The organism is Pseudomonas marginalis, assembly GCF_008692035.1.
In the GTDB taxonomy this organism is placed as follows: domain Bacteria; phylum Pseudomonadota; class Gammaproteobacteria; order Pseudomonadales; family Pseudomonadaceae; genus Aquipseudomonas; species Aquipseudomonas marginalis.
Window position 1 is genome coordinate 670494 of record NZ_VTFG01000002.1, and the last position, 13651, is coordinate 684144.

General features: G+C 62.3%; 12 protein-coding genes, 1 tRNA gene and 1 riboswitch. Of the genes, 11 read left to right on the forward strand and 2 right to left on the reverse strand.

Going from position 1 to position 13651, the window contains the following annotated elements; genetic code table 11:
* The first annotated feature begins 139 nt into the window (after positions 1 to 139).
* From FX984_RS23140 to FX984_RS23190, 11 genes are all read left to right on the forward strand, one after another.
* A complete protein-coding gene (locus tag FX984_RS23140; protein ID WP_027604333.1) occupies positions 140 to 1762 on the forward strand; it encodes a methyl-accepting chemotaxis protein in 1623 nt (540 codons plus the stop codon).
* A gap of 168 nt (positions 1763 to 1930) precedes the next feature.
* Positions 1931 to 2032, forward strand: a riboswitch (guanidine-I (ykkC/yxkD leader).
* Between the two features lie 60 nt (positions 2033 to 2092).
* Positions 2093 to 3160 carry a putative urea ABC transporter substrate-binding protein gene (locus tag FX984_RS23145; protein WP_092356557.1) on the forward strand — a complete coding sequence of 356 codons (1068 nt, stop codon included), beginning with the start codon at positions 2093 to 2095 and terminating at the stop codon, positions 3158 to 3160.
* A 12-nt stretch (positions 3161 to 3172) separates the two neighbouring features.
* On the forward strand, positions 3173 to 3988 hold the full coding sequence (locus tag FX984_RS23150) for an ABC transporter permease (protein ID WP_146475789.1): 816 nt from the start codon (positions 3173 to 3175) through the stop codon (positions 3986 to 3988).
* The gene (locus tag FX984_RS23155; protein WP_092356554.1) at positions 3985 to 4749 is read left to right on the forward strand and encodes an ABC transporter ATP-binding protein; all 765 of its coding nucleotides are present in this window, start codon (positions 3985 to 3987) and stop codon (positions 4747 to 4749) included. The genes FX984_RS23150 and FX984_RS23155 overlap by 4 nt, the downstream gene beginning before the upstream one ends.
* The gene (locus FX984_RS23160; RefSeq protein WP_027604337.1) at positions 4746 to 5471 is read left to right on the forward strand and encodes an urea amidolyase associated protein UAAP1; all 726 of its coding nucleotides are present in this window, start codon (positions 4746 to 4748) and stop codon (positions 5469 to 5471) included. Before FX984_RS23155 ends, FX984_RS23160 begins: the two co-directional genes overlap by 4 nt.
* 9 nt (positions 5472 to 5480) lie before the next feature.
* On the forward strand, positions 5481 to 6110 hold the full coding sequence (locus FX984_RS23165) for an urea amidolyase associated protein UAAP2 (protein ID WP_146475790.1): 630 nt from the start codon (positions 5481 to 5483) through the stop codon (positions 6108 to 6110).
* Positions 6111 to 6273: 163 nt separating this feature from the next.
* The gene (gene uca, locus FX984_RS23170) at positions 6274 to 9879 is read left to right on the forward strand and encodes an urea carboxylase (RefSeq protein WP_108573985.1); all 3606 of its coding nucleotides are present in this window, start codon (positions 6274 to 6276) and stop codon (positions 9877 to 9879) included.
* 47 nt (positions 9880 to 9926) lie between these two features.
* Entirely contained in the window at positions 9927 to 10133 is a 207-nt protein-coding gene (locus tag FX984_RS23175) for a cysteine-rich CWC family protein (protein WP_065938870.1), read from the forward strand.
* Positions 10123 to 10815, forward strand: a complete 693-nt coding sequence (locus tag FX984_RS23180) for a 16S rRNA pseudouridine(516) synthase (protein ID WP_098480223.1) — start codon at positions 10123 to 10125, stop codon at positions 10813 to 10815. Before FX984_RS23175 ends, FX984_RS23180 begins: the two co-directional genes overlap by 11 nt.
* A gap of 304 nt (positions 10816 to 11119) precedes the next feature.
* Positions 11120 to 12004: an alpha/beta fold hydrolase gene (locus FX984_RS23185; protein ID WP_027604342.1), complete on the forward strand. Its 885-nt coding sequence runs from the start codon at positions 11120 to 11122 to the stop codon at positions 12002 to 12004.
* Between the two features lie 110 nt (positions 12005 to 12114).
* Positions 12115 to 12188, forward strand: a tRNA-Gly gene (locus tag FX984_RS23190).
* A 143-nt stretch (positions 12189 to 12331) separates the two neighbouring features.
* Here FX984_RS23190 and FX984_RS23195 read toward each other — a convergent pair.
* Both FX984_RS23195 and FX984_RS23200 read right to left on the reverse strand, forming a co-directional pair.
* Positions 12332 to 12841 (reverse strand): GNAT family N-acetyltransferase, encoded by a 510-nt coding sequence (locus tag FX984_RS23195; protein ID WP_092356545.1) that lies wholly within the window; start codon positions 12839 to 12841, stop codon positions 12332 to 12334.
* A 9-nt stretch (positions 12842 to 12850) separates the two neighbouring features.
* Complete coding sequence (locus FX984_RS23200; RefSeq protein ID WP_133822129.1) at positions 12851 to 13219, reverse strand: hypothetical protein; 369 nt, start codon at positions 13217 to 13219, stop codon at positions 12851 to 12853.
* Positions 13220 to 13651 lie beyond the last annotated feature (432 nt).

Sequence of the window (13651 nt, forward strand, 5' to 3'; positions counted from 1 at the left end):
AACATGTGTGTAACCGTCATGAACAGGGCTTTTTTGTACGAACTGAAACTTTCCGGATTTGCATGATGTCATTACGACATCGCACAATGCCAGGGAGGCTCTAGCGCGAGCTTCCTCCCCTCATACCCGGATTCCAGTCATGAAGATTTCAACCAAACTGCTGCTCTCATTTGTATTGTGCGCGTTCATCACCCTCGTCGTGGGCGCCTTGGGTATCAAGGGCGTGACACGGCTGGCTTCGGCGCTTGAACTGACCTTCTCGAACAACCTGGTCTCGGTGAGCAATACCGCCGCCACCCTCAATGGCATGGTCGCCCACAACCGTGGCCTGTATCGCCTGGTGGATGCCAGCAATGGCGATGTGGCCCAGCAGGACCGCGAACGCGTGCGCCAGGACATCGCCAACGAACTCAAACGCAGCCAGACCGCCTACGCCATTTATCGCGCCACACCGTTGGAAGATGACGAACGGGCAGCCGGCGACAAGTTCGACCAGATCTGGCCCACCTACGTCAGTAACTCCGAACGCATCATCGCGATGCTCGATGCCGGCCAGCTTGAGCAAGCCCGTACGCAGCTCAACACCAGTAACAATGAACTGTTCCGCCAGGCACGTGAGCTGATTCGCGTGATGGTCGACTCCAATAACCGCCAGATCAAGGAAGGCGCCGCCGCCGCCGACGATCTGCGCAACAGTGCGATGACCTGGATGATTGCCGGCATCGTGCTGGCCTTCATCATTGCAATCATCATTGGCGTGCTGATCACGCGGCTCATCACCCGCCCCATCGCACAGGCGGTGGAAGGCGCGCAGCGCATTGCCAAGGGTGACCTGACCCAAGCCATCGTTACCGAGCGCACCGACGAAGCCGGGCAACTGTTGATGGCGTTGTCGGATATGCAGGGCGGCCTGAAAAGCACCCTGGTGGAAATCGCCAACGCTTCCGACCAGCTCGCGTCAGCCGCCGAAGAGCTGAGCGCGGTCACCGACGAAAGCAGCCGCGGCCTGACCCGCCAGAACGACGAAATCCAGCAAGCCGCCACCGCCGTCAACCAGATGACCGCAGCGGTCGACGAAGTGGCGAGCAACGCCGTGTCGACCTCCGAGGCGTCGCGCCAGGCCACCGCCGAAGCCGAGGACGGTCGCCAGCAGGTGGAGCAGGCCGTGTCGGGCATGTCATCGATGGTGGTCGAGATCAACGATTCGACCCAATCGGTCGCCGACCTCGCCAACCAGGTGCGCGAAATCGGCAAGGTGATCGATGTGATCCGCGGCATTGCCGACCAGACCAACCTGCTGGCCCTCAATGCCGCCATCGAAGCTGCCCGAGCCGGTGAACAAGGCCGTGGTTTTGCCGTGGTGGCCGATGAGGTGCGCGCGCTGGCCCACCGCACCCAGACCTCCACGGTCGACATCGAGAAAATGATCGGTGAAGTCCAGGCCGGTGCCGATGGCGCCGTGGCCGCCATGAACAAAAGCCTGACCTGGGCCAACAACACCCAGACCCTGGCGCAAAATGCCGGTCAGGCGCTGGAGCGCATCACCGCCAGCGTGGCCAGCATCAACGAGCGCAACCTGGTGATCGCCTCGGCGTCCGAGGAACAGGCCCAGGTGGCCCGCGAAGTGGATCGCAACCTGCTCAACATCCAGGACCTGTCGACCCAGACCGCCGCCGGTGCGCACCAGACCAACGCCTCCAGCCAGGACCTGTCGCGCCTGGCCACCTCGTTCAATGTGCTGGTCAGCAAGTTCCAGCTGTAAGCGCCTCATAGCAGTGCGCCGACGCACCCGCGTGGCGCACAACGCCCTCTTCTACCCCCTCCTCTCCCGCCCGCCCGGCTGAACCGCCGGGCATCGAAGCCACTTGGCACGACTCTCGCTTTGTCTCTTGCGTGCAGGATTCATCACAGGTTCGCGGCACCACAATTTGCAATGGCCGACTAGGGTTCCGGCTCGCCGAAAGCGAGTGGCTGGTCCGAGAGTTGGCGACCTCCAGTTGAGGTTACACGGCGGGATAAAAGCCCGGGAGACAAGCCACCGTTCACGGTGCCGCGTTGCTCCTGCTCGCCCTTGATCAACTGGAGAAGACCCATGCCCTCAATCCGTTTACCCGCCCTGCTCGCCGTCGTCTTTGCCGCCGTGCTGAGCGTCCAGGCCCAAGCCGCCCCCAAAAAACACTTCAGCGTGTGCTGGACGATCTACGCCGGCTGGATGCCGTGGGAGTACGCCGGCAGCCAAGGCATCCTCGACAAGTGGGCGAAGAAGTACGGCATCACCATCGACATGGTGCAGCTCAACGACTACGTCGAATCCATCAACCAATACACCGCCGGCCAGTTCGACGGCTGCACCATGACCAACATGGACGCCCTGACCATCCCCGCCGCCGGTGGCGTGGACAGCACCGCGCTGGTGGTCAGCGACTTCTCCAACGGCAACGACGGCGTGGTGATCAAGGGCACCGGCAAGACCGTGGCCGACCTCAAGGGCATGAACGTCAACCTGGTGGAACTCTCGGTGTCCCACTACCTGCTGGCCCGCGCGCTGGAGTCGGCGGACTTGACGGAAAAAGACCTGAAGGTGGTCAACACCTCCGATGCCGACATCGCGGCGGCGTTCAACACCGACCAGGTCCAGGCCGTCACCACCTGGAACCCGATGCTTTCGGAGATCAAGGCCAAGCCTGGGGTGAGCCAGGTGTTCGACTCGAGCAAAGTGCCCGGCGAAATCATGGACATGATGGTGGTCAACACCCAGGTCCTCAAAGACAACCCCAAGCTGGGCAAAGCCCTCACCGGCGCCTGGTTCGAAGTGGTCGCGCTGATGAGCGCCAAGGGCCCCGCCAGCACCGCAGCCCTCGAACATATGGCCAAGGCCTCCGGCACGGACCTTGCGGGCTTCCAGTCGCAACTGGACACTACCAAGCTGTTCGCCACGCCCCAGGAAGCCCTGGCCTTCGCCATCAGTCCACAGTTGCCCGCCACCATGGGCAAAGTCGCCGAGTTCTCGTTTAAACACGGCCTGCTGGGTGAAGGCGCCAAGGACGCCAGCGCCGTGGGCATGCGCTTCGCCAACGGTGTGACCAGTGGCGACAAGGCCAACCTCAAGCTGCAGTTCGACCCCAGCTACGTACAGATGGCCGCCGACGGCAAGCTGTAAGAGGACCCGGCCATGCGCCTGATCAACCGTCACCCGGACCGTTCCAGCCGCCTGTTGCTGGTGCTGCTGCCGTTCACCCTGCTGCTGTTCGCCTACTTCGTGGGCTCGGCCGAGCGCCTGGCGGACAACCCCAACGACAAGCTGCTGCCCGGTGCCGGGCAAATGCTTGACGCGGTAAAGCGCCTGGCCTTCAACGCCGACACCCGCACCGGCGAATACGTGCTGTGGCAGGACAGCGCCGCCAGCCTGCGGCGCCTCGCCATCGGCCTGGGCATCAGCGCCCTCGCCGGCCTGTGCCTGGGGATCGCCGCCGGCACGCTGCCGCTGTTTGGCGCGCCGTTGTCACCGTTGCTGACGGTGCTGTCGATGGTGCCACCGCTGGCGATCCTGCCGATCCTGTTCATCGTGTTCGGGCTGGGGGAATTGTCCAAGGTGATGCTGATCGTCATCGGCGTCACCCCGTGCCTGGCCCGAGACCTGGAACAGCGCGCGCGGGAAATTCCGGTCGAGCTGCTGGTGAAGGCGCAGACCCTCGGCGCCTCCACCTGGACCCTGATGCTGCGTGTGGTATTGCCGCAATTGCTGCCGCGTCTGTTGATCTCGCTGCGGTTGATGCTCGGCTCGGCGTGGTTGTTTTTGATCGCCGCCGAAGCCATCGCCTCCACCGACGGTTTGGGCTACCGGATCTTCCTGGTACGGCGCTACCTGGCGATGGACGTGATCCTGCCCTATGTGGTGTGGATCACCCTGCTCGCCTGGCTGATGGACTGGGGCCTCAAGGCCCTGACCCGGCGTGCGTTCCCCTGGTACGAAGGAGCGCGGGCATGAGTTTTATCAGCGTCAATAATGTGTGGCAGCGCTATGGCGATCAGGTGGTGCTCGAAGGTCTCAACCTGCAGGTCGCCGAGGGTGAATTCTGCACGCTGGTGGGCACGTCCGGCTGTGGCAAGTCGACTTTCCTGCGCCTGCTGCTGGGCCAGGAAAGCGCGAGCAAGGGCCAGATCCTGCTGGACGGCCAGGCCCTCGCCGCCGAGCCGGATGCCAGCCGTGGCGTGGTGTTCCAGCGCTACTCGGTGTTCCCACATCTGACTGTGCTCGACAACGTCGCCCTCGGCCTGGAACTGCCACGTTCTCGCCTGCTGGGCCGGCTGTTCGGTAAAGCCAAAAAGGACGCCCGGGAACAGGCTGCCGCGCTGTTGCACAAGGTCGGCCTCGGCCACGCCCTGGACAAGTACCCCGCGCAGCTCTCCGGCGGCATGCAACAACGCCTGGCCATCGCCCAGGCCCTGATCATGAAACCCCGCGTGTTGCTGCTGGACGAGCCCTTCGGCGCCCTCGACCCGGGCATTCGCAAGGACATGCACCAGCTGCTGCTGGCGCTGTGGCGCGAAACCCGGCTGACGGTGTTCATGGTCACCCATGACCTGAGCGAAGGCTTCAGCCTCGGCACGCGCCTGCTGGTGTTCGACAAGGTTCGCGTCGATCCCCACGCCCCCGGCGCCTACGGCGCGCGCATCACCTACGACATCCCTTTGAACAGCGAACGCCGCAAGGCGCTCGCCGCCGAACTTGGAGCCACGTCCAAATGACCGATTCCACCCAACTGTTCCCACCCTTTGCCGAAGAAATGCTGCCCGGCGGCGGCCACCGTTCGTTCGTGCTCAAGCGCGGCCAACTGCTGCGCCTGACCGACCTGCGCGGCGGCGCCAACGTCAGCCTGACCCTGCTCAACGCCAACGAAAAAACCGAGCGCCTGAACCTGCCCGACAGTCTCAAATGCCAACACACCGCCAAGCTCACCACCGGCCATTGCCTGTACTCGGACATGGGCCGCGTGCTGGCCGCGATCACCGCCGACACCTGCGGCTGGAGCGACAGCATCGGCGGCGTACTGTGCGCCGCCGAAGTCGCCGAGAAATACGGCCAGGGCCGCTACCAGGAACTGCGCAATGGCTTCTTCCGCAACGGCACCGACAACCTGTTGGTGGAGTTGGGCAAGTGGGGCCTGGGCCTGTCCGACCTGCTGATGACCCTCAACCTGTTCAGCAAAGTCACGGTGGACAGCGACGGAGGCCTGCACTTTGTACCGGGCCATTCCAAGGCCGGCGATTACATCGAGCTCTACGCGCCGATGGACACCCTGGTAGTGCTCACCGCGCTGCAACACCCCATGGACCCGAACCCGCAATACGCCCCGCAACCGCTGAAACTGAGCTGGATGAACGCCGACAAAAGCGTCGCCGAACACTGCCGCACCTCGCGCCCGGAAAACGAGCGCGGCTTTATCAACACCGACCGCCTGTTCGCCTGAGGAGCTGCCATGTCTATCGCACTGAAACAACCGGACGCGGCCGTTTACCGCGCAACCATCCCCGCCGGCGAACCGTGGCTGATGGAGGTCAAGGCCGGGCAGACCCTGCGCATCCTCGACCTGGAGGGCAACCAGGCCGTCGACACGTTGTTCTACAGCGTGAAAAACCCCCGTGAACGCTACGACGTGCAACGCACGTTGCGCCGGCAGAACAGCGTGTACCTGGGCACCGACAGCGTGCTGTATTCCAACCTCGGCCAGCCGATGCTGACCATCGTCGATGACACCTGCGGACGCCACGACACCCTCGGCGGCGCCTGCGCCCAAGAGAGCAACACCGTGCGCTACGCCCTGGAAAAACGCTACATGCACAGCTGCCGCGACAACTACCTGCGCGCCTGTGCCCACGACGGCCGCCTGGGCAAAGGCGACATCGGGCCGAACATCAATTTCTTCATGAATGTGCCGGTGACGGTCGACGGCGGGCTGACCTTCGAAGACGGCATTTCCGCCCCCGGCAAGTACGTCGACCTGCGGGCGGAGATGGATGTGATCGTGCTGATCTCCAACTGCCCGCAGTTGAACAACCCATGCAACGCCTACAACCCCACCCCTGCGGAGCTGCTGGTATGGAACTGAAACTCAAGCGCCTGCGCCGTTGGCTGTTTGCCCTGTGCCAATCCCGAGCCGGGCAGTGCATCCGCAAACAATAGCGCGCCAATCTGGGATCCACACTGACTGCACCCACTGCGGACGACCGCAGTGCTCCCCCACTTTGCGGGACGGCCCGCAGGGTTTTGCCATGTTCGAAAAACTGTTGATCGCCAACCGTGGCGCCATCGCCTGCCGCATCCTGCGTACCTTGCGCGAGCTGCAGGTCAAGGGCATCGCCGTGTACGCCGAGGCCGATGCGGCGAGCCTGCATATCCAGCAAGCCGACGAGGCCTACAGCCTCGGTGAAGGCGCAGCGGCCAGTACGTACCTGGCGGTGGACAAAATCCTCGCCACCGCCAAGGCCTGTGGGGCCAAGGCGATCCATCCCGGCTACGGCTTCCTGTCGGAGAACGCCGCGTTTGCCGAAGCCTGTGAAAACGCCGGCATCGCCTTTGTCGGGCCGACGCCGCAACAGCTGCGGGTATTTGGCCTCAAGCACACCGCCCGCGCCCTGGCCAAGCAACACAAGATCCCGCTGCTGGAAGGCACCGAACTGCTCGACAGCCTCGCCTCTGCGTTGCTGGCCGCCGACGCCGTGGGCTACCCGGTGATGCTCAAAAGCACCGCCGGCGGTGGCGGTATCGGCATGCGCGTATGCCGCAGCAGCGTGGAGTTGAGCGAGTCCTTCGAGGCGGTCAAACGCCTGGGGCAGAACAATTTCAGCGATGCCGGCGTGTTTATCGAGAAGTACATCGAGCACGCGCGCCACCTGGAAGTGCAGGTGTTCGGCGACGGCGCCGGTGAAGTGATCGCCCTCGGCGTGCGCGACTGCTCGGTGCAACGGCGCAACCAGAAAGTCCTCGAAGAAACCCCGGCGCCGAACCTGCCCGAAGGCATGGCCGAGGCCCTGTGCGCCGCCGCCATCACCCTGGCCAAGGCCGTGAACTACCGCAGCGCCGGCACCGTGGAATTTATCTATGACAGTGCTGACGGGCGCTTCTACTTCCTCGAAGTGAACACGCGCTTGCAGGTGGAACACGGCGTCACCGAACAGGTATGGGGCGTGGACCTGGTGCGCTGGATGGTGCAACTGGCGGCCGGGGAAATGCCGCCGCTGAACACACTCGAGTTAACCCCCCGGGGCCACGCGATCCAGGCGCGCCTGTATGCCGAAGACCCGGGCCGCGATTTCCAGCCCAGCCCTGGCTTGCTGACCTGTGTGGATTTCCCGCTGGCCGAGGGCCTGCGCATCGACACTTGGGTGGAAGCCGGCTGCGAGATCCCGCCGTACTTCGACCCGATGATCGCCAAGCTCATCACCTGGGCGCCCACCCGCGAACAGGCGCGCCTGGATCTGCACCGGGCGTTGAGTGACAGTCGGTTGTACGGCGTGGAAACCAACCGCGATTACCTGTGCCAAATCCTGCTGGCTCCGCCCTTTGCCAATGGCCGGCCGTGGACGCGGTGCCTGGAAGGCCTGGTCTACGTGGCCGCCACGTTTGAAGTGATCAGCGCAGGCACGCAAACCAGTGTGCAGGACTATCCCGGCCGCCTCGGCTACTGGGCCGTGGGCGTGCCGCCGTCGGGGCCGATGGACAGCCGCGCGCTGCGCCTGGGCAATCGCCTGCTGGGCAACGAGGAGGGAGCAGCGGCGCTGGAAATCACCCTGAGCGGGCCGCTGCTGCGCTTCAATTGCGCGGCGGTTGTCGCCGTGACCGGCGCTGAAATCCCGCTGCGGTTGAATGATCAAGCCGTGCCAATGAACACCGCGTTGTTGATTGAGGCCGGGTCGGTCCTGAGCCTGGGCACCCTCGCCGGCGCCGGGGCGCGCAGTTACCTGTGCCTGCGTGGCGGGCTGCAAGTGCCGGACTATCTGGGCAGCAAAAGCACCTTCACCCTCGGCCAGTTTGGCGGGCATGGCGGGCGCGCCTTGCGGGCGGGCGATGTGTTGCATCTGTTGCCGTTGGAAGACCGGAACGCCGGGCAACAATCAGTCGCTGAACCGCTGCCGGAGGTCCGCACACTGCGGGTGATTTACGGCCCCCACGGCGCACCGGAATACTTCCTGCCGGCGTACATCGACACGTTCTTCGCCACGCAGTGGGAAGTGCATTTCAACTCCAGCCGCACCGGTGTTCGGCTGATCGGGCCCAAGCCATTGTGGGCGCGTACCGATGGCGGTGAAGCGGGGCTGCATCCATCGAACATCCATGACAACCCCTATGCCATCGGCGCGGTGGATTTCACCGGTGACATGCCGGTGATCCTGGGACCGGACGGGCCGAGCCTGGGCGGTTTCGTGTGCCCGGTGACGGTGATCGAGGCGGACCTTTGGCAACTCGGCCAGCTCAAGGCCGGTGACAAGGTTCGCTTTGAACCGGTGGACCTCAAGACCGCCCGCGACCTTGCCCTGAACTGGGATCAAAAGAATGCCGAAACCCTGTGGGAGCAGAGCTTGCTCGCGATGGGACCAACTCGGTCAGCCGCCCGCATCGAGCAATTGGCATCCCCCATCATCCTGGACATCGGCCACGCCGACACCCGCCTGGTCGCGCGCCTCGCCGGCGACACCCACCTGCTGCTGGAAATCGGCGCGCCGGAGCTGGACCTGGTGCTGCGCTTTCGCGCCCATGCCCTGATGCAGGCCCTGGAAACCCGAGCGCTGAAGGGCGTGATCGACCTGACGCCCGGGATCCGCTCGTTGCAGATCCACTACCAGCCGGAACAACTGCCCCTCGCCGACCTGATCGCACTGATCAGCCACGAGTGGACCGCCGTGTGCACCCGGCAAAACCTGCAAGTGCCCTCGCGCATCGTGCACCTGCCGCTGTCCTGGGACGACCCGGCGTGCCAACTGGCCATCGAAAAATACATGACCACCGTGCGCAAGGACGCCCCTTGGTGCCCGAGCAACCTGGAATTCATCCGTCGCATCAACGACCTGGCCAACCTCGATGAAGTGCGCCACACCGTGTTCGACGCCAGCTACCTGGTGATGGGCCTGGGCGACGTCTACCTCGGCGCGCCGGTGGCTACGCCGCTGGACCCGCGTCATCGCCTGGTGACCACCAAATACAACCCGGCCCGCACCTGGACCGCCGAAAATTCGGTGGGCATCGGCGGCGCGTATTTGTGCGTGTACGGCATGGAAGGGCCCGGCGGTTATCAGTTTGTCGGGCGCACCTTGCAGATGTGGAACCGCTATCGCGAAGTGGCGGCGTTTGACGGCAAGCCGTGGCTGCTGCGCTTCTTCGATCAGATTCGGTTCTATCCCGTGAGCGCGGATGAGCTGGTACGGATTCGTCGGGATTTCCCCCTGGGACGCTTCGAGCTGGATATCGAGGAGAGCACCCTGAACCTGGCGGATTACCAGGCATTTCTTGCGCGGGAAGCCTCGGGGATCAGTGCTTTTCGTGAACAACAGCAACAGGCGTTCAATGCCGAGCGTGAGCGCTGGATCGTCAGCGGCCAGGCGCATTTCGACAGCGAAGAGCTCGCGGCGCCAGCGGCGCAAGACACGCTGCTCAAGGCCAATGAATACAGCATCGACAGCCCTATCGCCGGCAACCTCTGGCAGGTGCCGGTGGCCGTGGGTGCGCGGGTTGCCGCCGGGGATGTGCTAGTGATTCTGGAGTCGATGAAAATGGAGATCCCGGTGCTGGCGCCCTTTGCCGGGGTGGTGCGGGAAATCCCGGTGCAGCCGGGCAGCGGCATTGGCGCCGGCCAACGGGTCGTGGTGCTGGAACGGGACTGACCGGCGCTGTATCGTGCAGGGACTTCCGAGGCCCTGCCCCACCGACCATGACCACGCCAACCCTTTGCCCCGCCTGCGGGGCCCGCAACGATTGCACCCTGGCCGACCCACGCACCGCCGACCAGCCGTGCTGGTGCTACAGCGTCACCATCGACCCGGCGGTGCTTGAAGCGCTGCCCGATGCATTGCGCAACACAGCCTGCCTGTGCCCGCGCTGTGCTCAGGTGGATGAGCAGCTTCGCAATGCGCGTTGACCGTTTCCTCAGCAACCTGCCGCGTTTCAATCGCCAGCAAGTGCGCGTGTTGCTGGTGGAGCGGCGGGTGAAGGTGGATGGCGTGGCAGTCAGCGACCCTCATCATGAAGTGCGCGAATTCAGCCGCGTGTGCGTGGACGATGACGTACTGCAGGTGGGCAAAGCGGCGCGCTATTTCATGCTGCACAAACCCCAGGGCTGCGTCAGCGCGACCTCAGACCCGCAACACCCGACCGTCCTGGACCTGCTGGATGAGCCGGACAAAGACGAGCTGCATATCGCCGGCCGCCTGGATTTCAACACCACCGGCCTGATGCTGATCACCAACGACGGCCAGTGGTCGCGGCGCCTGACGCAACCGCAGACCAAGTTGCCCAAGGTCTATCGGGTAGAGACGGAGCAGGACATCGGCCCCGAATACGCGGCAACCTTTGCAGCGGGCCTTTATTTCGCCTTTGAAGACCTGACCACGCAACCGGCCGAGCTGGAGCTGCTGGGGCCACGCCTGGCCCGGCTGAGCATCATCGAAGGCCGCTATCACCAGGTGAAGCGCATGTTCGGGCACTTCAACAACAAAGTGATCGGCCTGCACCGTGAGCGAATGGGCCCATTGGGCTTGGATGCGGCCCTGGCGCCCGGCAAGTACCGGGCGCTGTCCGAGGAAGAAATCCGACAGGTCTGACGACCGTTCGGCCGGTGATGGCAAAAACCCATTTGCGCGACTTGCGGCATCCCCGGTCTACTGCTTGAATCAAACCGTCAGCCAAATTATGACTGGCGAGTCGCCTATAACCTCCAAGAAACACCTTGCCCCGCCCGCGCTTGATCTACGGGCCTCCCAGGCAAACAGCCCGCCCTAACAACAGCCGTCGGCCAGCCGTCATCGGACCGACATGGGCTCTCATCTTCCAGGCGTATGCCTACCTGTCATAAAGCTCGTGCAGAGTGATCTGCGCGCCCTACCCGCTTGCCAGGAGTCTTACGACATGAGGCCAGAAATCGCTGTGTTGGATATACAGGGTCAGTATCGGGTTTACACGGAGTTCTACCGCGCGGATGCTGCTGAAAAGACCATCATCCTGGTCAACGGCTCGCTGGCCACCACGGCCTCCTTCGCCCAAACCGTGAAAAGCCTGTACCCGCAATTCAATGTGGTTTTGTACGACCAGCCCTACGCCGGTCGCTCCAAAATCCATAACCGTCATGAGCAAATGCTGACGAAGGAAGTCGAAGGCCAGATCCTCCTGGAGCTTATCGACCACTTCGCCGCCGAGCACGTGCTGTCCTTCTCCTGGGGCGGCGCCGCCACCCTGGTGGCCCTCGCCCAGCGGCCACGGCGTGTGGAAAAGGCCGTGATCAGCTCGTTCTCGCCGGTGATCAACGCGCCGATGCGCGACTACCTCGAGCGTGGCGTCGACTACCTCGGCAACCTCGACCGCGACCGCGTCGGGCACTTGATCAACAGCACCATCGGCAAACACCTGCCGTCGCTGTTCAAGCGTTTCAACTACAAGCATGTGAGCAGCCTGGCCGAGCACGAATACGGGCAGATGCATTTTCACATCAGCCAGGTACTGCACAACGACCGCCTGTGCTACCTCAAGGCCGCGCGGCAGATCGATGTGCCGGTGCTGTTTTTGAACGGCGAATGGGACGAATACACCAGCGCCGAGGATGCCAGGCAGTTCGGGCAGTACGTGACGAAGAGCAGCTTCAGCACCATCCAGGCGACGGGGCACTTCCTGGATATGGAGCACAAGGCCGCCTGCCGGGACAGCCGGGACGCGGTGGTGGGCTTTTTGAAACCGGAACGGCAAGCCAGCCGATTGCGTTATCACCAGGGCCAGACGCAGCATGCATTCGCCATCTGAAATGAAGGCTTGCCGTGGCGAACGGACGTGCTCGCCACGGCAAGCTGCACAAATTCCGAAGAAAAACTTCAAATCCCGGCGCACATCTGGTACAAAGTCAGCCGCTCTGAGCGGGTGTCGTATAATGGCATTACTCCAGCTTCCCAAGCTGATAACGAGGGTTCGATTCCCTTCACCCGCTCCACTCAGACATAGATTCCACGCCGGCAGGATTTTGGCGGGGGATGCATAAAAAAACCGGTCCTTGGTGGCCGGTTTTTTTATGGGCTTTCCAGAATCAGCTTTATTGGGGAACGCCTCTACTTATTCTTCCTGCTCACCAGCAACTCAAGCCACCGCCCGGAATCCTTTGATCAGAGTTGCAGTGGACAATATTAGACGCCTAGGATTATTCGTTGACGCCACGAAACCCAACTTAGCCTGGTAATAACTTGCAGCTCTCTGATCTTTAGCATCCACGACTACAAACGCTACGCCCGATTGTTTGGACACCGTATAAACCCGCCTGAAGAAGTCGGACATGAGCCGCTGGCCAAGCCCCACGCCCTGCCTGCTTTTATCAATCGCCAAACGACTCAAAAGCACTGCCGGCATGGGGTATCCGGGCATCCGCTTTTTTTGGTCTTCACTCAGTTCGTCAACCGCAACAGATGCATTCGCCAAAGCATAGTAGCCGAGCAAAATGCCCCTTTCGATGTACATGAATGTTCGAGAAACGTTGCGCTTTTCGTCTTGCCCTGCGTGCTGGGCGATATAAGCGTTTAGCGCTGGGTGAACTTCACAATCGAAAGCAGAACGGTCAATAGACTTGTTAAAATTGACGGTAATGAAATCCATTGAGAGGCCTTAGCGCAAGGCGAGCAATTTTTGCAGAGCCTCTGTCGGCTCTGGTGGCGTATCCAACAGTTGGTGTGCGGTACCGGCATCAAGCACAGTGACGCCGTAAAGGTCCAAATCAAAAGCCATTTCTTCATGCGCGACAGAGCGTACAGCCAGCGCTGCTACAACTTTCTTGAGCTCTGCCAGCTCGCGTTCCACACTCGAAAGATGCGTAGCACGCATTGAACGAGTCTTAAGCCCACTGGTGCGACTGAACGCACTACTTGCCAGGCTTTTCGAGGCATGTCGCTCAACCACCGCGTCGGCGTCTGACAAAGCAGCCGACACCTTGTCGGCGGTCAGCTGCGTGCTTTTTGGTTGAACCGGTTTGTTCACGATGCATCCCTCTGTATTCGTGAATCCTAGCACATTGGACTTTACGCCTATCCTCAGGCCTTGCCTCTCGGACTTGCCCCGACTGAGTGAGATAGAACGCGATACGCCTCCATGTTCACTTCGAACGATTTCGTCCATCTGCCACAGACTTTGCGCCAAACGATCAAATAAGACTTTTTCCACCACTTCTCTCCCCTCTGGTGCTCTGTAAGGCCTGCTCAACCCATTCTCATTTGATCTATGGGGTAGCTTTTTTCGGGACACCAGCACACTCCAAATGCCCTGCATACAGCTGCGGTCAAGCGCGGATAGTCGCTGGCAAACCATAAGTACCTCGTCCAACACGCACAACACCGACGCTTCCGATGATTGCGTAGGCAATGCCCGAAATTTCAACATCCCTCGCGCACTCAAAAACATGTACAAACAATG